At 69.7% G+C, this 22,689-nt stretch carries 16 protein-coding genes and 1 pseudogene; 10 read left to right on the top strand and 7 right to left on the bottom strand.

Annotated elements, in window-relative coordinates; translation table 11 throughout:
- Positions 1–980 precede the first annotated feature (980 nt).
- The gene (locus tag HNQ05_RS01970; RefSeq protein WP_147148943.1) at positions 981–2,501 is read right to left on the bottom strand and encodes an Rqc2 family fibronectin-binding protein; all 1,521 of its coding nucleotides are present in this window, start codon (positions 2,499–2,501) and stop codon (positions 981–983) included.
- 45 nt (positions 2,502–2,546) lie between these two features.
- On the opposite strand from HNQ05_RS01970, the gene HNQ05_RS01975 reads away from it, so the two are divergent.
- Positions 2,547–3,764 carry an MFS transporter gene (locus tag HNQ05_RS01975; RefSeq protein ID WP_183677523.1) on the top strand — a complete coding sequence of 406 codons (1,218 nt, stop codon included), beginning with the start codon at positions 2,547–2,549 and terminating at the stop codon, positions 3,762–3,764.
- On the opposite strand, the gene HNQ05_RS01980 is transcribed toward HNQ05_RS01975, so the two are convergent.
- The 6 genes and pseudogenes from HNQ05_RS01980 to HNQ05_RS02005 all read right to left on the bottom strand — a co-directional run bounded on the left by HNQ05_RS01980 (position 3,666) and on the right by HNQ05_RS02005 (position 8,547).
- Positions 3,666–4,499, bottom strand: coding sequence for a tRNA (adenine-N1)-methyltransferase (locus HNQ05_RS01980; RefSeq protein WP_147148947.1), 834 nt, complete (start codon positions 4,497–4,499; stop codon positions 3,666–3,668). The genes HNQ05_RS01975 and HNQ05_RS01980 overlap by 99 nt on opposite strands.
- Entirely contained in the window at positions 4,499–5,419 is a 921-nt protein-coding gene (locus HNQ05_RS01985; RefSeq protein WP_147148948.1) for a DsbA family protein, read from the bottom strand. The genes HNQ05_RS01980 and HNQ05_RS01985 overlap by 1 nt, the downstream gene beginning before the upstream one ends.
- Before the next feature lie 11 nt (positions 5,420–5,430).
- Positions 5,431–5,760, bottom strand: a complete 330-nt coding sequence (locus tag HNQ05_RS01990) for a cyclic-di-AMP receptor (RefSeq protein WP_013457870.1) — start codon at positions 5,758–5,760, stop codon at positions 5,431–5,433.
- Between the two features lie 28 nt (positions 5,761–5,788).
- Positions 5,789–6,380 (bottom strand): annotated as a pseudogene (locus HNQ05_RS01995) (response regulator transcription factor).
- Between the two features lie 7 nt (positions 6,381–6,387).
- Entirely contained in the window at positions 6,388–7,422 is a 1,035-nt protein-coding gene (locus tag HNQ05_RS02000) for a sensor histidine kinase (RefSeq protein WP_147148950.1), read from the bottom strand.
- Positions 7,423–7,428: 6 nt separating this feature from the next.
- The gene (locus HNQ05_RS02005) at positions 7,429–8,547 is read right to left on the bottom strand and encodes an ABC transporter ATP-binding protein (protein WP_147148952.1); all 1,119 of its coding nucleotides are present in this window, start codon (positions 8,545–8,547) and stop codon (positions 7,429–7,431) included.
- A gap of 114 nt (positions 8,548–8,661) precedes the next feature.
- Between HNQ05_RS02005 and trmFO the strand changes: the two genes are divergently transcribed.
- The 9 genes from trmFO (at position 8,662) to murJ (ending at position 21,064) form a co-directional block, all read left to right on the top strand.
- Positions 8,662–9,981, top strand: a complete 1,320-nt coding sequence (gene trmFO / locus HNQ05_RS02010; RefSeq protein WP_147148954.1) for a methylenetetrahydrofolate--tRNA-(uracil(54)-C(5))-methyltransferase (FADH(2)-oxidizing) TrmFO — start codon at positions 8,662–8,664, stop codon at positions 9,979–9,981.
- Positions 9,982–10,042: 61 nt separating this feature from the next.
- The gene (hslV, locus tag HNQ05_RS02015; RefSeq protein ID WP_147148971.1) at positions 10,043–10,585 is read left to right on the top strand and encodes an ATP-dependent protease subunit HslV; all 543 of its coding nucleotides are present in this window, start codon (positions 10,043–10,045) and stop codon (positions 10,583–10,585) included.
- A complete protein-coding gene (locus HNQ05_RS02020) occupies positions 10,582–11,841 on the top strand; it encodes an ATP-dependent protease ATPase subunit HslU (protein WP_147148956.1) in 1,260 nt (419 codons plus the stop codon). Before hslV ends, HNQ05_RS02020 begins: the two co-directional genes overlap by 4 nt.
- Before the next feature lie 10 nt (positions 11,842–11,851).
- On the top strand, positions 11,852–12,946 hold the full coding sequence (locus HNQ05_RS02025) for a tetratricopeptide repeat protein (protein ID WP_147148958.1): 1,095 nt from the start codon (positions 11,852–11,854) through the stop codon (positions 12,944–12,946).
- A gap of 96 nt (positions 12,947–13,042) precedes the next feature.
- Positions 13,043–13,987 (top strand): nuclease, encoded by a 945-nt coding sequence (locus HNQ05_RS02030; RefSeq protein ID WP_147148961.1) that lies wholly within the window; start codon positions 13,043–13,045, stop codon positions 13,985–13,987.
- Positions 13,984–15,714, top strand: a complete 1,731-nt coding sequence (locus HNQ05_RS02035) for an ATP-binding protein (protein ID WP_147148963.1) — start codon at positions 13,984–13,986, stop codon at positions 15,712–15,714. The genes HNQ05_RS02030 and HNQ05_RS02035 overlap by 4 nt, the downstream gene beginning before the upstream one ends.
- A 15-nt stretch (positions 15,715–15,729) precedes the next feature.
- Positions 15,730–16,887, top strand: a complete 1,158-nt coding sequence (locus HNQ05_RS02040) for a metallophosphoesterase family protein (protein ID WP_183677546.1) — start codon at positions 15,730–15,732, stop codon at positions 16,885–16,887.
- Positions 16,874–19,567, top strand: coding sequence for an AAA family ATPase (locus HNQ05_RS02045; RefSeq protein WP_147148967.1), 2,694 nt, complete (start codon positions 16,874–16,876; stop codon positions 19,565–19,567). Before HNQ05_RS02040 ends, HNQ05_RS02045 begins: the two co-directional genes overlap by 14 nt.
- Before the next feature lie 24 nt (positions 19,568–19,591).
- Positions 19,592–21,064, top strand: coding sequence for a murein biosynthesis integral membrane protein MurJ (murJ, locus tag HNQ05_RS02050; protein ID WP_147148969.1), 1,473 nt, complete (start codon positions 19,592–19,594; stop codon positions 21,062–21,064).
- Positions 21,065–22,689 lie beyond the last annotated feature (1,625 nt).

Below are 22,689 nucleotides of genomic sequence, written 5' to 3' on the forward strand. Positions count from 1 at the left end.
GTCTACCGCCTGCGGCGCGCAAGGGGAAGCGGACAAAGCTCGCAGGCCGGACCTGTGCGGCGCTGCTCGTGGCGGCTGCGCTTTCCCCGCCGCGGCGGGAGGGGCGATGCAGCAACGCTAAGATCCCCGATCTCGGCGCTGCGCGCCTCGTCGGGGATGACGGAAGGGGGGGGGGGGGGGGGTAGGGGTTGGGCTTTAGCTGACGAAGGGGGTGCGAATGCGCCCGGGCCTGGCGGTTTTGGGGCGGTGAAGAAAAGGTCGTCGCGCTTGCGGCCGCTACCCGCAGCTCTTTCGAACCCCCGCTTAGCGGCTACGCACCACGTACTGCCGTTATCCGTCCTTCCCTACGGGCGGACCACCCGGCCCGCAAGATCCCGGATCAAGTCCGGGACAGGCTACGGATCTTGCTGGGCGCGGATAAGGCAGCGGACCGTTGCGAGCACGAGCTAGCTGTAAAGTTCGAACACGTGGTTCACGCTTACCCGTCGCCACCGGCCTCTCTCGTCAGCCCAGCGGAAGCAGGAGCCCGGGGCTTGTCCAAAGGCGGGGCCGGGGCGCCGCGACCGCTGCGGAAAGACGAAAGCGCCCTCCCCTTTGGGGCGGGCCGGGGTGGGGTTTGGGTTTTGGAACGCGGCCCTTGAGCAGCGGCCCGTGGCTCGTAGCGTGTGGCTCGTGGTGGAGGGGTTGCGAGCGGCCGTACCCCCGGCGTCGGCGTCGTTGGCGGCAGGGGCCCCGGGTCTCGGCCGGCAGGCCGGCCTCGATGCGGGGAGGCGGGAAAGGTGGTGGGTGGAGCGTGGCCTGTGGCTTGTGGCCGGTACCCGCGGCCTGCGGAAACCCGCCTTGCGCCGTTCCCACCTCCCGCACCCCAACTCCTAAAACCTATTCACCACCCACCACCCACCACGTACTACGTACTACGTACTACGTACTACATCCCGCCTCCTCCCGGACTCCGTGAACAACGTATTGGAAAGCGACAACTAGTGTTCCGGCGCTTTGGCGTCGACGAAGAGCGTCTTGGCCTGGGTGTAGAGCACTTCGCCGGGTGCGGCGCCCTTGGGGCGCCAGACGTGCTTCTTGAGGGTGTAGTCCACGGGCACGTTCTTCTCGCCGCGGGCACGCGAGTGGTAGGCCGCGAGCCGTGCCGCGAAGAGCAGCGTTTCCAGCGGCACCGGCTTGCCGCGGGCGCGCACGATTACGTGCGAGCCGGGCACCCCCTGGGCGTGCAGCCAGACGTCGCCCGAGTGGGCGCTGCGGGTGAGCCAGTCGTTTTCCCTGCGGTTGCGGCCCACCCAGACCTCGAAGCCTCCGGGCGCCTCGAGCCGCAGCCCGGGGCCCGCGGTCTCGTGCGGCCGACGTTCGCGCAGGCGGCGCTGCAGTTCGTGCAGGGGGAGTTGCCGGACCTCCTCGATCTCGCGCTCGAGTGCCTCCAGTTCCCGCCGCGTGCGCGGGGCTTCGCGTTTGGCGCGCTCCGCGCGGGCGCGGGCGCGTTTGGCGCGGCGGTAGTAGCGCTCGGCGTTCTCGCTGGGGGAGAGGGCGGGGTCGAGGGCGATCTCGACGGGTTCGCCGCTTTCCCAGTCTTCCAGCACCGCGTGCTTGGCGTGGGCGGGGATTTGGTGCGCGTAGGCGAGCAGCAGGTCGCCGTAGCGCTGCCAGCGCTCCGCCTTGGCGAGGTCCGACCGGGCGCGGGCGTAGTCCTCGAGGCGGCGCTCGAGGGTCTTTTTGCGGCGCTCGAGGGCCGCGAGCAGCGGCTTGCGCAGCGCCGCCTCGGTCTCCTCGCGCCAGCTGGGGGTGCGTGCCTCGCGGCTCGGGGTGGGGTCGGACACCAGCGAGGCGAGGGCCCGCCGCAGCCGGGGCAGGTCCTCGGGGCGGACGGCTCGGTCCGGTTCCAGTCCCGCGCGGTGCGCGGCTTCGGCCGCGAGCCGGGGTCCGACGCCGTCCACCGTCTGCACCAGGGCGCGGGCCAGCGGCCGCCCCAGCAGGGGTGCCAGGTCCCCCTCCTCGAGCGTGCGCGGGTCGAGCTTGTCGTAGGGGGGCGGCGGGGTCCAGACCAGCCCCGGGCGGACCTGGCGGTAGCGGTTCTGCTCCGGGGTCACGACCCGGTCGACCCCGAGGATCCGCCCCTCCAGGTCGGTGAGGATCAGGTTGGCGTTGCGGCCGGTCAGCTCGAAGACGAGCCGCACCGGGGGCACGTCCACGAAGCCCTCCTCGCCGCCGAACTCGAAGACCACGACCCGGTCGAGTTTGAGCTGTTCGGCGCGCTCCAGTGGACCGCGCGCGCGAGCGGCGAGCAGCTTCTGGAAGGGGGTGCGGGCCGGGCCGCCACCGGCACTCTCGGTCAGCGCCAGTTCCGGGCTCGGCGGCCGGTAGCGGAGCACCAGGTCGGGGCCGCCCGCGAGCGCCAGCACCGCGGTGTCCTCGGCGGGAAAACGCCAGCCCCTGGTCGGCCGCGGCCGCTCGGGGAGCTCGCGCAGCACCGCGGCGATCTGCAGGCCTTCCACGGCCCTCACTGTACACGGACCCAGCGGGCCGCTACGATGGAGCCCGTGAACGGTGCGGTGAAGCGGGCCTTTTTCGGAGGCATCCTCCACGGGGTGATGCTCCAGGCCGCCACCGCGCTGACGAGCCCCAGCACCGTGCTGCCCGCCTTCATCGCCCACCTCACGGGATCCAGCGTTGCCGTGGGCGGCGTGCTCAGCGCCCTGGCGCTCGGGGCGGCGCTCGCCGGGCTGCCAGCCTCGAGCTGGGTGGAGGCGGCGCGGCGCAAGAAAGTCTTTCTTTACCTGGCCATCTGGACCCGCGCCGGCGCCTTTGCGGTGCTTGCCTTTCTGACCGCCCGCTACGCCCTCGAGAGCCCCGCGCTCGTCTACACCGCCCTCGTCATCTTCCTGGGGCTGTTTGCGCTGGCCGGCGGGCTGGGCGGGGTCGCCTACCTGCCCGTGATCGGCAAGGCCATCCCTCCGCGGCTGCGGGGCCGCTTCTTCGGCTGGCGCAGCCTCCTGGGGGCGCTCTTCGCGGCCGGGGTGGGCCTCGCGAGCCGCCCGCTCTGGGCGCGCTTCCCGGACGGCTACGTGCTCGCCTTCGCCCTTGCGGTGGCCGCCCTTACCGTGGGTTTCCTCGGCTTCTGGATGATCCCCGAGCGGCGCGATCCGCCGCGGTACCGGGCCCCCCTGGGCCGACACCTGCGCGGCGCCTGGACGCTGGCGCGCACCCCCCGCATGCGTGGCTTTCTGCTGGCCTACCTGCTGACCGGGCTGTACTACCTGGCCCTGCCCTTCTACGTCGTGGCCGCCCGCGAACACGGGCTGCCCGCCGCGTTCATCGGCTACCTGGTTGCAGCGCAGGCACTAGCCGAAGGGCTCAACCTCTGGATCGGGCGGCAGATGGACCTGCGCGGCACTCACGTCGGCCTCGTCTACGTGGGGGTGCTGGCCCTGGCCATCCCCATCTCGGCGCTGCTGGGTGCCGGCCTGGCGGGCGCGGTGGTGACCTTCGTCCTCGTGGGGGTTACGCTGAACGGAATCGAGAACGCCTACAGCGCCTACCTGCTTTCCTTCACACAAGCGCGCGAAGCGGCCACGGCCACGGCCCTGATGGCCTTCGCCGGCGCTCCCCGGGCCTTGTGGCCGCTGGCGGGCGGGCTGATCGCTTCGTGGTTCGGGTACTCAACCGTCTTCGTCCTGACCGCTTTGGGGCTCGCCGTCGCCCTCTTCTTCGTGCTGCGCCTGCCCCCCGACCGGCCGGACCTTGGTGAACTGGGCTAGGAAGGCGGTGTGCCCCACCTGGCGGAAGTGGGGGTGGGCCACCGGCGGGCGGACGTCCCAGTCGCGGTGGCCCACCTCGATGACGCGCCTGAGGAGCAGCGGCTGCCCCGCGGCCTCGCGGACCGCCTGCACCACCTGGGTGATGTTGGGCAGGTAGAGCACCAGGGAGCGGCCGGTCTTGAGCGCGCGCACCGCCGTGGCCAGGACCTTCCAGGGTTCCATCACGTCCAGGGCCACGCCGTCGAAGCTCTCGGGCTCGAGCGCCGCCTCGGCGAGGTCGCCGTGGCGGAAGTCGACGTTGCGGGTGCCCCAGGCCTCCACGTTTTCGCGTGCGCGGGCCAGGAAGTCGGCGCGGCGCTCGTAGCTCACCACCTCGCCCGCCGGCCCCACGGCACGGGCGAGGAAGAGGGCGAGCGCGCCGGACCCGCTCCCCGCCTCGAGCACCCGCTCGCCCGGCGCCAGGTCGAGCAGCAGCACGATGGCCGCCGCGTCCTTGGGGTAGGTCACGGTCGCGCCGCGCTTCATCAGCAGGACGTAGTCCTCGAGGCTGGGGCGCAGCACCCAGAGCCAGGCGTCCTTGGTGGTGCGCACCCGCCCCCCGTAGCCGGCCGCCATGATCTGCTCGTGGGTCACGCCGCCCACGTGGTGACCGAAGCGACCCCCTTCCTTCAGGCGCACCAGGTAGCGGCGCGCCTTGGGGTCGAGGAGGAGAACCCAGTCGCCGGGTTGCAGCATCAACGCTCGTCTTGGGCGGCGGCCATCCGCAGGTAGCGGTCGTAGCTGTCGACGTCGAAGGGGTTGGGTAGCAGGAAGGGCCCCACGAAGACGCTGGGGGTTCCGCGCAACCCCAGACGGTCGGCCTCGGCGCGGTGGGCCTCGACGACGTCCCGGTAGGTACGGTTCGCGACGCAGTCCGCGAAGCGGCCCACGTCGAGGTCCAGCTGCTTCGCCAGCCCCACGTAGTTGCCCACGCCCTCCTCGAAGAGGGCGTCGTGGTAGGTCCAGAACGCCCCCTGCGCAGCGGCGCACTCGCTGGCCTCGGCCGCCGGCACCGCCTGCTTGTGGATCTCGAAGAGGGGGAAGTGACGGTACTCGAACCGGGCCCGGCCGGTCTCGACGTAGCGGGCCTTGATCTGCGCCAGGGCGCGGTTGAAGAGCGCCTGGCAGGCGGGGCACTCGAAGTCGGAGTATTCGCGGATGGTTACCGGGCCGCTGCCGAGGACGTGCCGCGGCTCACCGAAGGCCGCCGGCGGAACTTCGATGGGGGCGACGACGAAGGCCAGCGTGTCTCCGGGCTGGAAGGTCAGGGTGTAGCCGTCGCCAAGCCCCACGCTGACGGGCTCCTTGCGGGCGGCGATCCCGGCTCCGTTCTGCTTCATCCAGTCGACGAAGGGCTCCTTGATGCCGGCCTCGCCGATGGCCGCCGCGATGACGTCGCCCGCGGTGGCGTAGTCCTCGGGCGCGCCCTGGTAGCGGACCTTGTAGAGCAGACCGCCGAGGGTCTCGGTCCGCACCTCCGCGCCGTCGTAGCTAAAAGTGTCCGAAGCGCCCGGCAGGCCGAGCGCCGTCTTGAAGGCCGCCGGGTCGCCGGCGATCTGGGCCGAGGCCAGCGGCAGGGACAGCAGCGCGGCCGCAAACAGGAATCTTAGTTTCATGGACAGGGCTCCTAGAGTTTGTGAAACTCGGCGACGTCGAGCACGAAGACGACGGCCCCGCCCACCTGGACCTCGACGGGTTGGCCCACCATGGCCTCCGGGGTTTCGGCCATGGGCAGACCCGGCGTGATCAGGCGGGTGCGGGTGCGGCAGGTGTCGCGGATGATCTGCTTGACCTGCTCCAGCTGCGCATCGTCCACGCCGATGAGCAGGGTGGTGTTGCCCTCGCGCAGGAAGCCTCCGGTGGAGGCCAGCTTGGTGGAGGTCAGGCCGGCTTCGCCCAACGCACGGGTCAGCGCCGGCGCGTCGGCATCTTGAACCACGGCGATCACGAGTTTCATCCACTTCAGTTTAACGGGTTGGCTTAGCTTAGGGTGAATCGAGAAAACCCAGGCGGCGTGCCTGCTCGAGCGCCTCGATGCGGTTGCCCGCGTCGAGCTTGCCGTAGAGCCGTTTGAGGTAGTCGCGCACGGTGTCGGGTTTGAGGCCCAGGATGTCGCCCATCTCGCGCGCGGTCAGGCCGCGGGCCAGCAGGTCGAGCACCTCGCGCTCGCGCGGGGTCAGGCTCGGCACCGGCGGCGGGGTGAACGACGAGTCCTCGGGGTTTTGCGTCAGCCGCAGGATGCGGCGCGCCAGCTCGGCGGGGCTGACCTCCTTGGAGTAGTAGGCGTTGGCCCCGGCGGAGGCGGCCTTGTTCTGGATCGCTGCCTCGGTGAAGGTGGTCAGCATGACCACGAGCCCGGAATAGCCCTCTCTGGCGCAGGGCGGCGCAGGCCTCGATGCCGTCCATGCGCGGCATACGGATGTCGAGGATCACGACCTCGGGCTGGTGCGTCTCCACCAGCCGGACCGCCTCGTCCCCGTCTCCGGCCTCGGCTACGACGCTGAACCCCTCCTTCTCGAGGGCGGCCCGCAGGCCGATGCGGAAGAGCGGGTGATCGTCGGCGATCAGCAGTCTCATGCGATCATCATAGCAAGGTGTAGGTCGAAAGGCGGCGGTCGTTGGCCTCGAGGCGTATGCAGGCGCCGCCCAGCGTGCCCTGGCAGCTGCGGAAGACGCCCTTGTGCAGCTCGGCGACCTGGCGGGCGATGTAGAGGCCGAGGCCCGAGCTGCCCGAACGCACCCCCTTGAGCTTCTTGCTGTGGAAGGGCTGGGACAGCGACTCGAGCGGGGCCGGCAGCCCCGGCCCGTCGTCCTCCACCTCAAAAAAGCCCGGCCCCGCCCGCAGGATGATACGGCTGCGGGCGTGGCGCAGGGCGTTTTCGATGAGGTTGGCGCCGGCGCGCTCGAGCATCATCCGGTCGGCCCGCGTCTCACCGGAGCCCGTCACCTCGATGCTGATCCCGCGCTTGGCCGCGTCCTTGAGGTAGCGCAGCCGCAGGTCGTCGAGCATCGCCCCGATGTTCACGAGCTCGAGCTGGGGCCGCGTGGTCTCGAGCTTGCTGGCGGTGAGCAGGTTTTCCACCAGCCGGTAGGTGCGGTCGAACTCCTCCTGCAGCTGGCGCAGCATCTGGATGCGCTGCTCGCGCGAGATCTCGTCGGCGTCGATGAGGTACGAGGTCGCCCGCACCGCGGCGATGAGGGGCGTCTTGAGGTCGTGCGCCAGGGTCGCGAAGACGGCCTCGCGGCTTTCGGTGAGGCCGCGCAGGTGATGGATCAGGGTCTCGAACTGCTCGCGCAGGGTGGCCACTTCCTGCGGCAGCGGGGTCTTGGGCGGGGGCAGGCTGAGGTCGGCGAGGGTGCGCGAACTGACCTTGAGGTAGCGCAGCGAGCGCGTCAGCTCGTCCAGCGGCGCCAGGAGCCGGTTGGCCAGCAGGTACCCGATCGCGGTGGCGAAGAAGCCCACCGAGAGCAGCCAGACGGCGATGCGCACGTTCTGCTGAGCCAGCAGCTCGGGCGAGCTGCGGCTCAGCACGAAGATCACGATCAGGTTGGGCAGGAACGCCAGCGTTCCGATGGTCAGGGTGAGCCAGAACTTGAGGCTCGGCGCGTACCCCCGCATGCCGGGCTATTCCACGAAGGCCAGGGCGTGGGCGATGGCCTTCTCGGTTTCCACGTCGAAGGCGTGAAGCATCGCGGTGTCGACCTCCAGCTCGATGGTCTGTTCCGGCTTCAGGGGCTCGTACCCCTGGATGCGCGCGGTGATCTTGACGTCCTCGAGACGCACGTGGATCTCGGTCTCCGCGCCCAGGGGCTCGACCACGTCGACGATGCCGCGGATCACGGTGTGCTCGCCCGGGGTTTCCTCGCTGCGCAGCTTGATGTCCTCGGGGCGGATGCCCAGCCAGACCTCCTTGCCCGCGTAGGGCTTCAGCTCCTCGGCGAACGGCCCCTCGACGACGAGGCGGAAGTTCTTGTGCACAAAAGCGATCTTGCCGTTTTCGGCCTCGACCGCGGAACGGATGAAGTTCATCGCGGGGCTGCCGATAAAGCCCGCCACGAACTTGTTGGCGGGCAGGTTGTAGAGGTTGAGCGGGCTGTCCACCTGCTGGATCTCGCCGTCCTTCATCACCACGATGCGGTGGCCCAGGGTCATGGCCTCGATCTGGTCGTGGGTGACGTAGATGGTGGTCACGCCCAGCCGCTGCTGCAGCTTGCTGATCTCGGCGCGCATCTCCACGCGCAGCTTGGCGTCGAGGTTGGAGAGCGGCTCGTCCATCAGGAAGACCTTGGGCTCGCGCACGATGGCGCGGCCCATGGCCACGCGCTGGCGCTGACCGCCCGAGAGCTCGCGCGGTTTGCGCTTGAGCAGGTGCTCGATCTTGAGGATCTTGGCCGCTTCGTGGACCCGGCGCTCGATCTCGTTCCGCGGCACCTTGCGCAGGCGCAGGCCGAAGGCCATGTTGTCGTAGACGTTCATGTGCGGGTAGAGGGCGTAGTTCTGGAAGACCATGGCGATGTCGCGGTCCTTGGGGGGGACGTCGTTGACCATGCGGTCGCCGATGTAGATCTCGCCCTCGCTCACCTCCTCGAGGCCCGCGATCATGCGCAACGTCGTCGTCTTGCCGCAGCCGGAGGGGCCGACGAAGACCACGAACTCGCCGTCCTCGGTCTCCAGGTCGAACTCCTTGACCGCCACCACTTTACCGAAACGTTTCCATACGTTGTTCAGCTTGACCTTGGCCATCGTCACCTCCGCTCCCGCGCTGTGCGCTCGGGGCGCATCGGGGAGTTGTTGATCGAACTAAGTTTAACACGCAGCTCTCACGGAAGGGGTCGGGGTGGAGGCTATGATGCCGACGTGACGGAGCGCGTCCACATCATCGGCGCCGGCCTCGCAGGTTCCGAAGCGGCCATGGCCCTGGCCGAGCGCGGGGTCTTGGTGCGGCTCTACGAGATGCGTCCGCGGAAGACGACCCCGGCGCACGCGACCGACCGCTTCGCCGAGCTCGTCTGCTCCAACTCGCTGGGCGGCGAGGCGCGCACCAACGCCAAGGGGCTCTTGCAGGCCGAGCTGCGCGCGGCCGGCTCGCTGATCATGGCGGCGGCCGACGCGGCTCGGCTTCCCGCGGGGGGCGCCTTGGCGGTGGACCGCGAGGTCTTCAGCGCGTTCGTTACCGAGCGCATCGAGGCGCACCCGCGCATCGAGGTGGTGCGCGCGGAGGCGGCCGCGCTCCCCCCGGAGCGGCCGCTCGTTTTGGCCACCGGGCCGCTGACCTCCGACGCCCTGGCCGAGGATCTGAAGGCGCGGCTGGGCGAGCCCTTCCTCAGCTTCTACGACGCGGCCGCGCCGGTGGTGCTGGGCGAGAGCATCGACATGGAAGTCTGCTACCGGGCGGGCCGCTACGGCCAGGACGCCGACTACATCAACTGCCCGATGACCGAAGAAGAGTACCGCCGCTTCCACCGGGCCATCGCCGAGGCGCGGCGGCACACGCCCCACGACTGGGAGCAGCTCGAGTTCTTCGAAGGCTGCATGCCGATCGAGGAGCTGGCGCGCCGCGGCTACCAGACGCCGCTCTTCGGCCCTTTGAAGCCGGTGGGGCTGCTCGACCCGCGCAGCGGCGAAACCCCCTTCGCGGTGGTGCAGCTGCGCCAGGAAGACCGCGAAGGGCGGATGTGGAGCCTCGTGGGCTTCCAGACCGGCCTCAAGTGGGGGGACCAGAAGGCGATCGTGCGCCTGATTCCGGGGCTCGAGAGAGCCGAGATCGTACGCTACGGCGTCATGCACCGCAACACCTACCTCAACGCCCCCCGGGTCCTCAGCGAGCGGCTCGAGCTCAGGAAGCTTCCCGGCGTCTTCGTCGCCGGGGTGCTCGCGGGCGTGGAGGGCTATTTGGAGTCGGCGGCCACCGGCTGGCTGGCGGCGTTGCAGGCGGCGGCCCTGGTGCGCGGCCAGACCCCGCCCGGTCCGCCGCCGCCCGAGAGCATGCTCGGAGGGCTGGCGCGCTTCCTGGCGGGCGCCAATCCGAACGACTTCCAGCCCATGAACGCCAACTGGGGTCTGGTGCCCGGCCTGCCCGGGCGGATGCCCAAGCGGGAAAAACGCGAGCGCATGTTCGAGCGGGGGCTGCGGGCGTTCGCAGACTGGCTCGAGCGCGTGGACGTGAGGGCGCGGTGAGCCCCCGCCCAGCCGCGCATCTCTCACCCCCGCCTAAGTAAGCGGGGGTACGGTTTGCATGATGGAACCCATGCACGGCACCACCATCCTGGCCGTTCACAAGGACGGCGAAACCGCCATCGCCGGGGACGGGCAGGTCACCTTCGGCGATACCGTCATGAAGCAAGGGGCCGTGAAGGTGCGCAAACTCGAGGACGACGTGCTGGTTGGATTCGCCGGCGCGGTGGCCGATGCGCTGACGCTGCTCGAGAAGTTCGAGGAGCAGCTGGAGATCGCTAAGGGCTCGCTCAAGCGCGCCGCGGTCGAGACGGTCAAGCTCTGGCGCACCGACCGCATCCTGCGTCAGCTGGAAGCCATGCTGATCGTCGCCGACGCCCGCGAGATCCTGCTGCTGTCGGGGACGGGCGAGGTGATCGCCCCCGACGAGCCCCTCGTCGCCGTCGGCTCCGGCGCGCCCTACGCGCTCTCGGCGGCCAAGGCGCTCTACCGGGAGACCCGGCTGGGCGCGGCCGAGATCGCCGAGAAGGCCCTGGGCATCGCCGCGGAGATCGACCTCTACACCAACGGCAACACCACGGTGTTGCGGGTGGGGGGTGGCGCATGACCGAGCTGACGCCGCGCGAGATCGTCGCCGAGCTCGACAAGTTCGTGATCGGACAGCAGGAGGCCAAGAAGGCCGTGGCCGTCGCCCTGCGCAACCGCTACCGGCGGCAGAAGCTCCCGCCCGAGCTGCGTCGTGAGGTCAGCCCCAAGAACATCCTCATGATCGGCCCTACGGGCGTGGGCAAGACCGAGATCGCCCGCCGCCTGGCGCGGCTCTCGGGCGCGCCCTTCCTCAAGGTGGAGGCCACCAAGTTCACCGAGGTGGGCTACGTGGGCCGCGACGTGGACTCGATCGTCCGCGACCTCGCGGAGGTGGCCTACCAGCTCGTCATGCGCGAGAAGACCGAGAAGGTCGCGGCGGTGGCGGCGCGCCTCGCCAGCAGCCAGATCGCCCAGATGCTGAACGTCCCCCACGAAGACGTCAGCGCCGGTCTGTACGACCACGAGTACGTCGAGGTGGAGGTCCCCGAGGAGCCCAAGCTCCCCTTCATGGGGATGCTCGGCGGCATGGAGGGGCAGATGCAGGGCCTACAGGACATGCTTTCGGGCCTTCTCCCCAAGCGCCCGGTGCGCCGGCGGATGCGCGTGGTGGAGGCCCGCGAGGTGCTCAAGAACCAGGAGGCCGAGCGGCTGGTGGACAAGGAGGAGGTCAGCCAGGAGGCGGTGCGCCGCGCCCAGGAGGACGGCATCGTCTTCCTGGACGAGATCGACAAGATCGCCGGTTCGTCGGCCGTTCAGGGGCCCGACGTCTCCGGCGAGGGGGTGCAGCGCGACCTGCTGCCCATCGTCGAGGGCACGGTGGTGAACACCCGGCTTGGCCCGATTTCCACCGAGCACGTGCTCTTCATCGGCGCCGGGGCGTTCAACGTCGCCAAACCCAGCGACCTGATCCCCGAGCTGCAGGGACGCTTTCCCATCCGCGTCGAACTCGCCGAACTCACGGCCGAGGACTTCGAGCGCATCCTGCGCCACACCGAGAACTCGCTCATCAAGCAGTACACCGAGCTGCTGGCCACCGACGGCACCGAGCTGGTCTTCGCCGACGAAGCCATCCGGGCCGTGGCCGACTTCGCCTACCGCGCCAACCGCGAACTCGAGGACATCGGCGCGCGGCGGCTCGCGACCGTGCTCGAGTACCTGCTCGAAGAGGTGAGCTTCCAGGTCGAGCTCGGCCGCGTCGAGATCACCAAGGAATACGTCGAAGAGCGCCTGGCTTCGGTTCTGGAGTCGGAAGATTTGTCGCGCTACATCCTCTAGGAGGCAGATCATGCGAAAACGGTCCTGGATTTGGTTACTTACCCTGGCAATGGCGATGGTGGGCTCGTCCTGGGCCCAGTCGGAGCAGGCCCAGCCCGAGCAGAAGGAGCCGAGCGTCAAGGCCTACCTGCTGGTGGGCGACGTCTACTACTCCTCCGGGGAGTACGACGCGGCGATGATCGCCTTCCGCCGGGCGCTGGAAAAAGAGCCCAACAACGTCTACGCGCTCTACGGCCTGGGCCGCACCCAGCTGAAGATGCACCAGTTCACCTCGGCGATCGAGAACCTCAAGCGGGCGATCGCGATCGACGGCAGCTACGCGCCGCTCTACGTGGCGCTGGCGCAGGCCTACACCGACCGCTACCTGTACGCCGAGGACAAGACGGCCGCCGAGGAGTTCCTGGACCAGGCGCTCCTCATCCTCGACGACGCGCGCACGATCGACCCCAACTACCACGCCATCTACAACCAGCGGGGCCTCGTCTACCAGTACAAGGGCCAGCTCGACAAGGCCGAGGCCGCCTTCAAGCAGGCCCTCGCCATCGCCCCCGACGACGCCGTGGTGCGTTACAACCTCGCCCAGGTCTACCTCTCGCAGGGGAAGCTGGACGAGGCGCTCGACATGCTGGCGCAGGGCGTGGCCGTCGACCCGGCCTCGGCGCAGCTGCAGCTGCTCTACGGCAAGGTGCTGGCCGTCAAGGGGCGCCTGGCCGAGGCCGAGCAGGCGCTGGCCAAGGCCACCGAGCTGGCGCCGCTGAACGCGAGCACCTGGCTCAACCTGGGGCAGGTGTACTACCTCGAAAAGAAGTACGCCGAGGCCATCGACACCCTGGACAAGGCGATCGAGCTCGACCCCCTGGGCTACCCGGAGGCGTACTTCTACCTGGGCCGCTCCCACCTCGAAGCCGGCCACGTCGACGACGCGCGGCTCAACCTTACCAAGGCGATCAAGCTCGCCCCCGACAACGCCGACTACCACTACTGGTTGGCCCGGGCGCTGATCGCGGCGGGGGAGAACGACGCGGCGCGTGCCGAGCTGGAACGCGCGCTCGAGCTCGCCCCCAACCACCAGGAGGCCAAGAAGGCCCTCTCCACGCTCAAGTAGTCCCGTCCAGGACCGTGGCCCGGGGGCGACCCCGGGCCCGCTTTTGCGCTGCGATTATGTTTGAAACATAACGCTGGGCCACGTATGATGGATTCCATGAAACCGCGCCTGCGCCTCGAAGTCTGGAGTCCGGACCACGCCGCGCCGGAGGCCTCGCTCGCCCAGCCCCTGCCGGAGCTGCAGGCCGAGCCCGTCGCTGCGGACGGCCCCTGGGCGCCCAAGCGCGAGGCGGCGCCGTGGACGGGCCCGCTCTTCTTCGTGGACGGGCGGTTCCGTACCGACGCCCTGATCTTCCTGGACGACGCGCCCGCGCTGCTCGCAAGCGTAGCCGTGGGGGCGGTGGGGCTCGAGCCCGGACGCGCCTTCTACGAGGAAGCGGCCTTCGCGGTGCGCCGCTTCCTGGTCGCCCCGCCCGGCGCCTGGCCCGAGCCGGTCTTCTCGCCGGCTCCCGGGCTCGACTACGAGCTCGTCGAAGCCGGAGGCGAACCCGAGGCGCTGCGCGCCGCGGCGATGGAGCGCCGGGGCGCTTTGGAGATGGGGCTGGGGGACGGGCTGCGCGCGCGTCATCCCGGAGCCCTGGTGCTGCACGACGGCCCCCTGCACCGGCTGCCGGCGGCCGCGACCGCGGGACGGCTCGGCTTCGCCAAGACCCACCACCGCGGTTACCTGAACGCCGAGCAGGCGGCGTTGTTGGGTGAGCTGGCGGCGGGTGAGCGCAGCCCGGTCTTCACTTTCACCCGCGGCGAGCGCCGTTTCTATTCGTGGTACCTGCGGCTGCCGCTCGAGCCCGAGCGGCCCTACGCGGCCGCGGCGACGCTGCTGCGGGTCGAGACCGCAGCTCCCGAGGCCGAGGCCCTACGGCTCGCGCCGGTTTCGCTTGGCGTCCTGCCGCGCCTGGCTTCGCGGCCCTTCCGGGACCCGCGCGCGCCGCAGAACCTGGTTCCGGTGGGGGCGCTCGAGCGCGAGCTGGGGCGCAGGCTGGGCAGCGCGGGCCTGATCCGCAGGCGGTTGCTCGAACACATTCGGCGGGAGGCGGTATGAAGAAAGAAGCGATCGGCGTCGTCCTCGGCAGCCGCGAGGCGACCCCCCTGGAGTTCTGGATCGGCATTCAAGACGGCCTGGTGCGCCTCGACGACGTGGTCTGGGTCGAGGCCGACCACGGCGGCCTCGTGGTGCGCTACTACGGCATGGTCGACCGGGTGCACAAGGTGCTCGAGGGCACCCAGTTCGACTCCGACACCTTCCTGGCCGCGGGCCACCTGATTCCCACCAACACCGCCTACGTGGCCCACGTGACGGTGACCCGGCTCGAGCCCGAGGAGTACCTGCCGCCGGACCCGGGCAGCCCGGTCTACCTGGCGCGGGGGGATTCCCTGGACGCCGCCCTCTACTACGACCGCATGAAGCAGAAACTCCCGGTCGGGTTCATGCGCAACGGCGAGCCCGCCTTCGTCAACCTCGCCTTCCTCGACGGCCGCCAGGGCGGGCACGTGAACATCTCGGGCATCTCGGGCGTCGCCGCCAAGACCAGCTACGCCCTCTTCCTGCTCCACAGCCTCTACACCTCGGGCGTGCTCGAGGACGCCGCCAGCGCCAAGACCCTGATCTTCAACGTCAAGGGACAGGACCTCTTCTACCTCGACCGCCCCAACCGCGAGCTGGCTCCTGAAGAGCGCGAGCGCTACGCGGCCATGGGCCTCGCCGCCGAGCCCTTCGCGAGCGTCGCCTTCTTCGCCCCGCCGCGGCTCGCGCAGGGCCAGGGCCATATCACGCCCAGCAGCCACCGGGCGGAAGGCGTGCGGGCGTACCACTGGTCGCTCGTCGACTTCTGCCGGGACGGCCTTCTGCCCTTCCTCTTCAGCGACCGCGGTGCGATGAGCAACCTGGGCTTTCTGATCGACCACGTCACCGCGCGGCTGGCGGCGCTGGCCCACGGCCAGGAGGGCCCCGAGCTCTACGTGGACGACTGGCCCGAAGGGCCAACCGCCGAGGCTGGTGTTTTCGATTCGCTTGGTCGGGTCAAGATAGACAGCTTCGGGCGGTTGGTGGACTATCTGGAGTTCCAGCTCTTGGGTGCCGAAAGTGAGGGCGAGGCGGCGAGCGGCAACCAACGTTGGACCGCGCGCCAGCACACCGGCACCCTGCAGGCCTTCGTGCGCCGCCTGCGCGCCGCGGCCCGCAACGTGGGCCATCTCATCCGCGGCGATGCCCCCAGCAACGCGCCCGATCCCCTGGGAAGTTCGGCACAAATCAACGTCGTGGACCTCCACAACCTCAGCCCCCAGGCGCAGATGTTCGTGGTGGGCTCACTCTTGCGCCGTGTCTTCGGCGCCAAGGAGTCGGGCCGGCACCGGGGCAAGGTCTTCGTGGTGCTCGACGAGCTCAACAAGTACGCCCCGCGCGAGGGCGAGAGCCCCATCAAGGACATCCTCCTCGACATCGCCGAGCGCGGCCGCTCGCTGGGGGTCATCCTCATCGGCGCCCAGCAGACGGCCAGCGAGGTGGAGCGGCGGGTGGTGGGCAACGCCGCGGTGCGGGTGGTGGGCCGGCTCGACGCCGCCGAGGCCGAGCGCCCCGAGTACCGCTATTTGCCCGGGGCCTTCCGCGACCGGGCGCTGATTCTCCCCCAGGGCACGATGATCCTTCACCAGCCCGAGGTGCCCGTTCCCGTCGCCGTCCAGTTCCCTTATCCTGCCTGGGCGACCAAGGCCAGCGAGGCCGCGCAGGACGTATCCGACGAGGCGCTCAAGGACGAGCTGGGTCTATAGAATCGAACCATGGCTCTGAGGCTCCTCCACACCGCCGACTGGCACCTGGGCAAGGTGCTCAAGGGCGTGGACCGCACCCCGGAGATCGCCTCGGCCCTCGCCGATCACCTGCGCATCGTGCGCGAGGAGAAGATCGACCTGGTCGTCGTCGCCGGCGACCTCTTCGACCGCCCGCGGGTGAGCGCCGAGGCCGAGGCCGCGGCCTTCGAGTTCTTCCTGGGATTGCGCGAGCTGGGGGTGCCGGCGCTGGTGATCAGCGGCAACCACGACTCGCGCCCGCGCCTGGAGGCGCTGGCGCCGCTGCTGGAGCTCGCCGGCGCGCACGTGCGTGGCGAGCTGCGGGTGCGCGGCGAGGGCGGGGCGGTGCGGCGCGACTGGGGCGAGGCGGCGCTGCTGCCCTTTCTTTCCGAGCGGCGCGCCGTCAAGGCGGCGCAGCTGCTCGAAGCCGACGAGGGGAGCTGGCAGCACGGCTACTCGGAAACCGTGGGCAGGCTCATCGCCAACCTGACCGCGGGCTTCGGTCCCGGCCGCATCAACCTGCTCGTCGCCCACCTGACCCTCGCCGGAGCCAACCTGAAGCTGGGCGGGGGCGAGTTTAGCTTCTACGTGGGCAACAGCTACGCGGTGGACCCGGCGTACCTGCCCACGAGCGCGACCTACGTGGCCCTGGGGCACATCCACCGGCAGCAGAAGGTTACGGACGCTCCGGCGGCCTGGTACTCGGGCTCGCTGGTGCAGCTCGACTTCGGCGAGGGCGAGGACGCCGAGCGGGGGGTGCTGGTGGTGGAGCTCGAGCCCGACCGGCCGCCCGTCGTCCACCCGCTCAACCCCGGCTGGGGCAAGCCGCTGCGCACGTTTCGCCTCGACCCCGAGCAGCTGGACCGCCGTCTGCCCGAGGTGGAAAACTGGCCCGGCTACGCCAAGCTGGTGCTCGCTGGCCCGCCCAACAGCGCCCTGCGCGAGCGGCTGTATCAGGACAACCCGCACCTGCTCGAGGTCCGCTTCGAGACCGAGGCCCCCGACCCCCTGGCCGAGGCCGCGGCCAAGGTGGAGACCCTGAGCTGGCCCGAGGCCTACGAACGCTACCTGCGCGAGGTGCGGGGGCTCGAGGAAATGGACGCGTTGCTCGCCGCTTTCCGCGAGCTTTACGAGGAGGGGCATGCGTCCGCTTAGGCTCGACCTCGAAGGGTTCGGCGCCTTCGCCCGGCACGCGTCGGTCGACTTTTCCGACGTCGAGCTCTTCGCGATCACCGGCCCCACGGGTTCGGGGAAGACGACGCTGCTCGACGCCGTGACCTTCGCCCTCTACGGCGAGACGCCGCGCATGGGGCGCAAGGGGCTGAAGGCGCTGCTTCACCCCGGCGTCAAGAAGGCCTGGGTGCAGCTGGTCTTCCGGCTGGGGGACGAGGTCTGGCGGGTGACGCGGGTGATCGCCGGCAAGACCGAGGCGCGGCTCGAGCGGCAGATGGGCGCGGAGTGGCAGCTTTCCAGCGCCTCGGAAAAGGTGAAGACGCTCAACGCCGCCGTCGAGCGGCTTTTGGGCCTCGACTACGACGCCTTTACCCGCGCCATCCTGCTGCCGCAGGGACGGTTCGACGCCTTCCTCAAGGGCGACAGCCGCGAACGGCGCGAGCTGCTCTTCTCGCTCTACGGCCTCGCGGGCCTGGCCGGGCTGCGCGAGCGGGCGGTGGCGCGGCTGGGCGAGCTGCGCGAACGTCTGGCCGAGGCCCGCACCATGACCGCGCACCTCGAGGGCGTGGACGCGGCCGCCGTGGAGGCTGCGCGGGAAGAACACAAGCGGCTCGCGGAGGAGCGGGACCGGCGCGCCGCGGAGATCGCCGCACTCGAGCGGGAGCTGAGCGCACTGGACGAGCTGGCGGAGCTCTGGCAGGAAAAGCGTACCCTGGAAGGCCGCCAGAAGGCGCTGGAGGCCGAAGCGGAGGCCATGGCGGAGGTGGAGGGCTGGCTCGAGCGCGCCCGCGCGGCCGAGCAGGCGCTGCCCGAAGTGCGCCGCCTGGAGGACGCCCGCAGAAGGCTTGAGCGCCAGAACCGCGAACTGGGTAAGAAAGAAGAAGCCTACCAAAAGGCGAAAAACGCTTGGGAACGCGTGAACGAGGCCTTCGACGAGCGCCTTCTCGAGGACCTGCGCACCCGCGCCGCGACCCTGCCCCTGCTCGAGGCCAAGGCGCGCACCCTGGCGGCTTTAGGCGGGGCCACGGCGGGGGAGGGGGTCGAGGACTACCAGGAAGCGACCTACCGGCAGCTGGAAAGCCAGCTTCGCGCCGCCGAGGAGCGCCGCAAGGCCCTGGCCGAGGCCGAACGTCTGCGAAAACGGGCGGCGCAGCTGGAAAAACGGATCGCCGATCTGGAAAAAGAACTTGCCGCGGCCACGGAGCGCCGGGAAAGGCTCAAAGAGGCGGGCGTGGAGCTCAGAAGAAAGCTGGACGAGCTCAGGCAGCGGCTCAGCGCCGAGCGCCGCCGTGCCGACGTGGCCTCGTTTCGCCATCTGCTCAGGCCCGGCGAGCCCTGCCCGCTTTGCGGGCAGCCGGTGCACGAACCGCCCCCGGCCGCCCAGAGCCCGCTGGCCGGGCTGGAGGCCGAGGCCGAACGGCTGGCCGCCGAGCTCGAGGAAAAACGCGGTGCCTGGCGCGAGGCGGAAGGCGAGATCAAGGGCATGAGGGAACGCCTGAGCGACGGGCGAAAGCAGCTGGCCGAGCTCCGGGAAGACCTTAGTCGCGCCGAAGCGGTCGCCGGCGCCCGGGGCCCCGAAGACGTGGAACGGCTGGTTGCGCGGCTGGCCGCCATGCGCCGCGGCCTGGCCGCGGAACTGGAGCGGATGACCGGCGGCCGGGACCCCGAAACCTACGCGCGCGAACTGCGCAGCAGGCTCGCCGAGCTGGAGCGCCGCGCCAAGGAGTTGGAGAGGGCGAAGCGAGCGCTCGACCAGGCGCAGGAAGAGCTCGCGCGCGCCCGCGAGCGCCACGCCGCCCTGGCCGAGGCGCTGGGGCCGCTGGAGGAGAGCGTGGCCGCGCTGCTGGGGCAGCTGGGGTTCGAGGGGCCGGAGCAGGTGGAAGCGGCCCGCCGCAGCCCCGAAGAGCTCGAGCGGCTGGCTGCGCGGCTGGCCTCCTGGCGCGAGGAGCGGGCCTACGTGGCGAAGCGGCTCGACGAGGTGACCCGGTCGCTCGCCGGCAAACCGGAGGTGGACCCCCAGGCACTCCGGACGAAAAAGGAGCGGCTCGAAGCCGCGGTCCAGGCCCGTGCCGAGCTGGAAGCCCAGCTGGGCCGGCTGGAGGAGAGGATCGACCGCCTGGAGCGCGACCTCGCGCAGAAACGCGAGGCGGAAAAGCGGGCGGCGGAGCTGGTCGGGCAGGTGGGCGTTTGGGAGCAGCTGGCCGAGGACCTGAAAGGGCACAAGTTCCCGGACTACCTGCTCGAGCGTCTGCAGCTCGACATGCTGGCCCGCGCCTCCGAGCTGCTGTTCGCCCTCTCGCAGCACCGCTACCGTTTTCGTCTGGCCGACGGCGTCTACCACGTCGAAGACCTCTGGACCGGCGCGGTGCGGCCGGCCAAGACGCTTTCCGGGGGCGAGACCTTTCTCGCCTCGCTCAGCCTGGCGCTCTCGCTTTCCGAACACCTCTCGCGCGGCCGTCTGGGCGCGCTCTTCCTCGACGAGGGTTTCGGCACCCTCGACGCCGAGGCGCTGGAGCTGGCCGCCGAGGTGCTCGAGGCCCTGCCCACTCAGGGGCGGATGGTGGGGGTGGTGACCCACGTGCCCGAGCTGGCCCAGCGGCTGCCGGCGCGGCTCGTCGTCGAGAAGGCGCCCCAGGGGAGCCGGGTGCACTGGGAAGGGTAACCCCGGTGCTATACTGAACCCGGTTTGAGTAAGAAACGCATCTTGCACAACACCCTCATCGTCATGGCGGGCACGCTGGCCAGCCGGGTGCTGGGGGTGGTGCGCCAGGGCGTGCTCAACAACTTCTTCGACAAGTCCCTCACCGACGCCTTTCTGGTCGCCTACCGGGTGCCCAACCTCTTCCGCGAAATCCTGGCCGAGGGGGCGGTGACCAACGCCCTCATCCCCGTCCTCGCCGAGCTGCCCGAAAGCGAACGCGAGCGGTTCAAGCGCCGCTTCGCGGCCTTCCTGTTGGGGGTCAACCTGCTGGTCGTGGGGCTCGGGGTGCTCTTCGCGCCGCAGCTGGCCGCGCTCTTGCTGGCGGCGGATACGCCGCTCGACCCCGCGCTCGTCACCTACCTGATCCGCCTGGTCATGCCCTTCCTGCTGGCCATCAGCATGTCCGCGCTCTTCGGGGCCTTCCTGCAGTCCGAAGAGCGCTTCTTCGGACCCAGCTTCGCGCCGCTGGCCTACAACGTCGCGGCGATCGCGGTGATGCTCGCCTGGCCGGGCAGCGCCACCGCCCTGGCCCTGGCCTACGTGCTGGGCGGTTTTCTGCAGGCGGGGGTGCAGATCCCGGCGCTCAGGGGCTTTGCGTTGGAGTTCGCCTGGCATCCCGCCATCCGTCAGGCCTCGTTGCTGATGGCGCCCTTCGTCTTCACCACCTCCACCCGCCAGTTCCTGATCGTCGTGCTCTACGCCCTCATCACCGGCCTGCCCGAAGGCGCGGTTACCGGGTTCAGCAACGCCGACATGACCTACCTGATGGCGCTGGGGTTGTTCTCGGTCTCGCCGGCGACGGCGCTCTACCCGCGGCTCTCGGCGCTCGCGGCCGCGGGCGACCGCGCGGGGTTCGCGCGGCTCCTGGGGCAGGGGCTCGAGCGGGTGGCCGTGCTGCTCGGCTGGTCGGGCGCGCTCATGGTGGCGCTGGCGCCCTGGATCGTGGCCGTGCTCTTTGCCTGGAAGCCGGGCTTCGACGCCGACGTCTTTCGCTTCAGCGTCGAGGCCATGCGCGCGCTGGGGCTGGCGCTGGTGCCCTGGGGGCTTTACAACCTCTACGTACGCGGACTCTACGCCCAGAAACTGATCCGGGTGGCCGTGATGATCAGCGCCGGCCTGCTCCTGCTCAACACCCTGGGCTACTACCTGCTCGTGCCCTACGGGATGTTCGTGCTCAACCTGGCCACCTTGGGGGCGGGGTTGGTGGGCATGGTGTGGATGATCGCTCTGTACGGGGGGCGGGAGCTGCTTGCGCCGGCGGGGCAGGCGGGGCTCGTCCTCAAGGTGACGCTGGCCATGATCGCCGGCGGCCTGGCCGCGGCGTGGGCGGCGGCGGGGGTGGGGCCGGCGCGCGACCTCGTGGTTTCCTTTCTTCCCCTGTTGGTGGGAGCGGCCGCGGGCAGCGCGGTCTACTTCGTGGCCGCGCGGCTTTTGGGCCTGCCCCTGAAGCTGCGCTAACGGGCTGCTTGCGGCAACCCTGCGGTGGCCCGGCGACGCGGCCGCGCTCCGGATCAAACCAGGAACAGGCCCGGAATCGGGGTGCGCTGCGAAGGCCCGCTGTTCCGAACGAGCGGGCCACCCTGCCCGCGCGATCCCGGATCAAGTCCGGAATCTTAATTGGTGCAGAGGAGGCGCCGATCGCTTGAAGCAAGGAAGGTGGCGGAAATGCCGGTTTGCTTGGCGTACGCCGCCTCGATAAGATACCCGATCTCACCGGCTGCGCCGGTTCGTCGGGGATGACGAAAGGGGCTGGGTGGCCCAAATCCAAGGCCCCGGGTTGCGCGGCCTTGGGCCTCTTGCCCCGGATGAAGAGGGGCGGTTGAAGCAACCACGACAAAATAGATCCCCGACCTTGACGCTTCGCCCCTCGTCGGGGATGGCGAAGGCTACCCGTCATTCCGGACGATTCAACCGCTGGGTTGGCGAGATTCCGGATCAAGTCCGGGCAGGCCTGGAATCTCGACCGGTACCGCGAAATCCGTCATTCCGGACGAGCGGGCCACCTGGCCCGCGAGAGCCGGAATCTTGCTGGGTGTGCGTTCGCGGAGCCGCTCGCTTGGGGCACGATTGGCAACATCAGCGTATAGGCCCACTCGTAACCCGCAGCCACCATAAGATCCCCGATCTCGGTGCTCCGCACCTCGTCGGGGATGACGCAAATAGAGGCTTGGGATGTAAGGGGCGGGATGTAGGGGACGGAGGAGGCAGAGGAGACGATGGGGGCGCATAAGTATCGGTTCTTCACGGCTTTTAGGTCGCGAAGAAAAGGTGGGTAGGCTTACAGCCGTTTCCTGTTGATTCTGCCACACTTCTCTCCGGCTCCTATACGTCTGCCGCCCACCGTCTACCACGTACCATGCACTTCGCACCGTCGTCATCCGTCATTCCGGACGAGCGGGCCATGCGGCCCGCGAGAGCCGGAATCTTGCTGGGTGTGCGTTCGCGGAGCCGCTCGCTTGGGGCACGATTGGCAACATCAGCGTATAGGCCCACTCGTAACCCGCAGCCACCATAAGATTCCCGATCTCGGTGCTCCGCACCTCGTCGGGGATGACGAAAATAGGGGTAGGGGGTGGGGTGTAGGGGACGAAGGCGGCGGAGGAAACGAATGGGGCGCGCAAGAATCGGATCTGCGCGGCTGGGGATGGCGAAGAAAAAGCTGGTGGACCTCCATCCGCTGGCCGCTGGCCCTGCGCGTCCTCAGTCCGGCTCCTGTCCGCCAATTGCCTACAAATTACCTACCACGCACCACGTACTACGTACTGCGTACCGCAGTTCTCCGTCCTTCCGGACGAGCGGGCCACCCGGACCGCGTGGTCCCGGATCAAGTCCGGAGCAGGTCCGGAATCTAGCTTTGCGCGGTTAACAGGCCTGCGGTTCGGGGCATGGTAGCCGACGACGGTGCGTCGGTTTGTCCTCGCCTAAAGCTCGTAGCAAGCCAAGATTCCCGATCTCGGCGCTTCGCGCCTTGTCGGGAATGACGAAAAAGGGCGGGTGAGCGGCCACGACAAGATCCTCTAACTCACCGGCTGCGCAAGTTCACCGGGGATGACAAAAAGGAGGGCTGGGTGGCGTCACTACAA

Source organism: Oceanithermus desulfurans, assembly GCF_014201675.1.
Lineage (GTDB): Bacteria > Deinococcota > Deinococci > Deinococcales > Marinithermaceae > Oceanithermus > Oceanithermus desulfurans.

Bases quoted from the DNA above. Each gene is read 5' to 3' on its own strand.
- hslV (WP_147148971.1), top strand. From the start codon at position 10,043: ATGGAACCCATGCACGGCACCACCATCCTGGCCGTTCACAAGGACGGC.
- HNQ05_RS01985 (WP_147148948.1), bottom strand. From the start codon at position 5,419: ATGAAACTAAGATTCCTGTTTGCGGCCGCGCTGCTGTCCCTGCCGCTG.
- HNQ05_RS02030 (WP_147148961.1), top strand. From the start codon at position 13,043: ATGAAACCGCGCCTGCGCCTCGAAGTCTGGAGTCCGGACCACGCCGCG.
- HNQ05_RS01980 (WP_147148947.1), bottom strand. From the start codon at position 4,499: ATGCTGCAACCCGGCGACTGGGTTCTCCTCCTCGACCCCAAGGCGCGC.
- HNQ05_RS02005 (WP_147148952.1), bottom strand. From the start codon at position 8,547: ATGGCCAAGGTCAAGCTGAACAACGTATGGAAACGTTTCGGTAAAGTG.
- HNQ05_RS02035 (WP_147148963.1), top strand. From the start codon at position 13,984: ATGAAGAAAGAAGCGATCGGCGTCGTCCTCGGCAGCCGCGAGGCGACC.
- HNQ05_RS01990 (WP_013457870.1), bottom strand. From the start codon at position 5,760: ATGAAACTCGTGATCGCCGTGGTTCAAGATGCCGACGCGCCGGCGCTG.
- HNQ05_RS02020 (WP_147148956.1), top strand. From the start codon at position 10,582: ATGACCGAGCTGACGCCGCGCGAGATCGTCGCCGAGCTCGACAAGTTC.
- HNQ05_RS02000 (WP_147148950.1), bottom strand. From the start codon at position 7,422: ATGCGGGGGTACGCGCCGAGCCTCAAGTTCTGGCTCACCCTGACCATC.
- HNQ05_RS02025 (WP_147148958.1), top strand. From the start codon at position 11,852: ATGCGAAAACGGTCCTGGATTTGGTTACTTACCCTGGCAATGGCGATG.
- HNQ05_RS02045 (WP_147148967.1), top strand. From the start codon at position 16,874: ATGCGTCCGCTTAGGCTCGACCTCGAAGGGTTCGGCGCCTTCGCCCGG.